Origin of the sequence: Gilliamella sp. Choc4-2, from assembly GCF_001690355.1 — a bacterium.
GTDB classification, from domain to species: Bacteria; Pseudomonadota; Gammaproteobacteria; order Enterobacterales; family Orbaceae; genus Gilliamella; species Gilliamella apicola_A.
The window spans coordinates 1-2137 of record NZ_LZHG01000055.1 but is presented as its reverse complement, the minus strand read 5'-3'; the positions used below and the strand labels follow the sequence as shown (position 1 = coordinate 2137).

The window sequence follows — 2137 nt, the reverse complement described above, 5'->3', positions numbered from 1 at the left end:
TTATGTCTCAAAAAATTTATCTCGGACCAACCATGTCTGGGCAGGGCATTACGATAACCACAGGTTCTATTTTTAACGGCAAATTTCCGTCAGAGATAGAGCAACGTCAACAAACTGATGCAAATTTTGCAGCATTATTTGTTGATGTTGACGAAGTTGCAGAGGCCAGAACGGGTATTCGTAACGGTAATACATTTTTAGCGGAGTGCTATAAAAATGTTTATCAGAATTATATTAGTAGTAAGGAGCTAATTAATGGCATTTTATCACGGCGTTGAAGTTAAACAAATTCCAACTTCAATTATTCCAGCTCGTCAAATTTCGGCATCAATTCCAGTTTTTATTGGTTGCGCTCCGATTCATCGTCTATCAGATCAATCTCGTGCAGCAAAAAACGGCGATGTTATTTTATGTCACAATAACGCATCTGCAGTGAAATCACTCGGTTATACACAAAACGACGATTTCGAAAAATGGGGATTATCAGAAGCTGCGTATACTATGTTTGTTTTATACGCATGCGCTCCAGTTGTTTTTATTAATGTGTTTGATCCCGAGGTGCATAAAAAAACCATTACAGCTGAATTGGTAACAATTAAAAACCTCACAGCAAAATTAGAAAATAACGATTTAATTCAATGTGTTTTAACGTTTAACGATATGGAGTGTACAGACGGCGTTGATTATTCATTGAATAAAATTACTGGCGAAATTAGCATTTCAAACACCGGATTATTAAAAAATGCTACACACGTCTCCGCTACATACACATATGCAGCTCCCGAGCTAGTGACAGTAAATGAATGCATTGGTGGCGTTGATTTTAACTCTGGAAAAACAACAGGAATACAACTCGTTGACCTCGTTTTTCCAAAATACCGTGTTTTACCCGGCGTAATTTGTGCGCCAGGTTTCAGTGATAATCCATCAGTGGCAGCAATTATGGCTACAAAATCCAGTTCGATAAATGGCATTTTTAGAGCTGTTGCCGTTGCAGATTTGCCTAAAACATTAACTGATTATTCTCGTGTCACTGAGTATAAAACTCAGAATAATCTAGTACAGGCGGATTTGATAGTTTGTTGGCCCCGAGCTGTTTTCAATGGTCAGATTATGCGATTGTCTACGCTAACAGCTGGCGTTATTGCTCATACAGACGCAGATCATGATGATGTTCCGTATGCGAGTCCGTCTAATAAATTATTACAAATGCAGGCTGCAACAACGAATGGAGATGATTCGATCTGGCTCGGTTTAGACGAGAGATCGGAAGAGCACATTCAAACGGTATTGTCACTGCCCTAAATTTTATTGGTGGATGGAAATTGTGGGGAAATCGAACAGCATGTTATCCCGATGTTACCGATGTCAAAGATACCATTATTTCAAATCGGCGAATGTTCGGCTGGTACGGAAATCAATTGATTTTGACTTGGTGGCAAAAAATCGACGAACCAATAGGCCATCGTTTAGCTCAAACAATAATGAACAGCGAGCAAATTAATCTGAATAGCTATACAGCCAAAGGATACATTCTAGGTGGTCGTATTGAGTTTTTAGAGAGCGAAAATAGCACACTAGACCTTATGGATGGAATTGTACAATTTCACATCAACTGGGGGACGCAATCACCGGCTGAACGAATTAAATTCAGTCTTGAGTACGACCCGGACTATTTATCAAATTTATTCGGATAATCAAACATGTCAGTAGTTAATTATAAAATATACAAAGATGGAAAAGATTTTGTTGGCACAACTCAGCATGATGCGCCCGCAATTTCCTCTGTTGTTGAAGAAATGAAGGGAGCGGGTATTGGAGGTTCGGTTGAAGTACCCGTTAAAGGGTTAGTTCAACCGATGAGCATGATGCTAAACTTGCGCGATGTTACTCCTCAAACTCACACAATTCTGACACAGGAGGCTCATCATCTGGAACTATGGGGTGCTATTCAGGATACTGATCCCAAAACGGGTCAGTTAGTTGTTAAACAACATAAACTAATATATCGGGCTATTCCCAAAACGAACACTGTCGGTAAATTTGTACCTGGTGAGAGCCAGGATCGGTCTATCGAATTTTCAGTATTGTACTATCGCGAAATTTATGATGGACAGGAAATCGTTGAAATCGATCC

4 protein-coding genes are annotated in these 2137 nt (G+C 39.4%); all 4 read left to right on the top strand.

Annotated features, from left to right (window positions below):
- A partial coding sequence (locus A9G34_RS10790) for a hypothetical protein (RefSeq protein ID WP_065569333.1) occupies positions 1–278 on the top strand: 278 nt, incomplete at its 5' end.
- Complete coding sequence (locus tag A9G34_RS07345) at positions 256–1305, top strand: hypothetical protein (RefSeq protein WP_081295298.1); 1050 nt, start codon at positions 256–258, stop codon at positions 1303–1305. The genes A9G34_RS10790 and A9G34_RS07345, both read left to right, overlap by 23 nt.
- A 92-nt stretch (positions 1306–1397) precedes the next feature.
- Positions 1398–1697, top strand: a complete 300-nt coding sequence (locus A9G34_RS10485) for a hypothetical protein (protein ID WP_141670377.1) — start codon at positions 1398–1400, stop codon at positions 1695–1697.
- Positions 1698–1703: 6 nt separating this feature from the next.
- On the top strand, positions 1704–2137 hold a 434-nt coding region (locus A9G34_RS07340; protein ID WP_065569332.1), incomplete at its 3' end, for a phage major tail tube protein.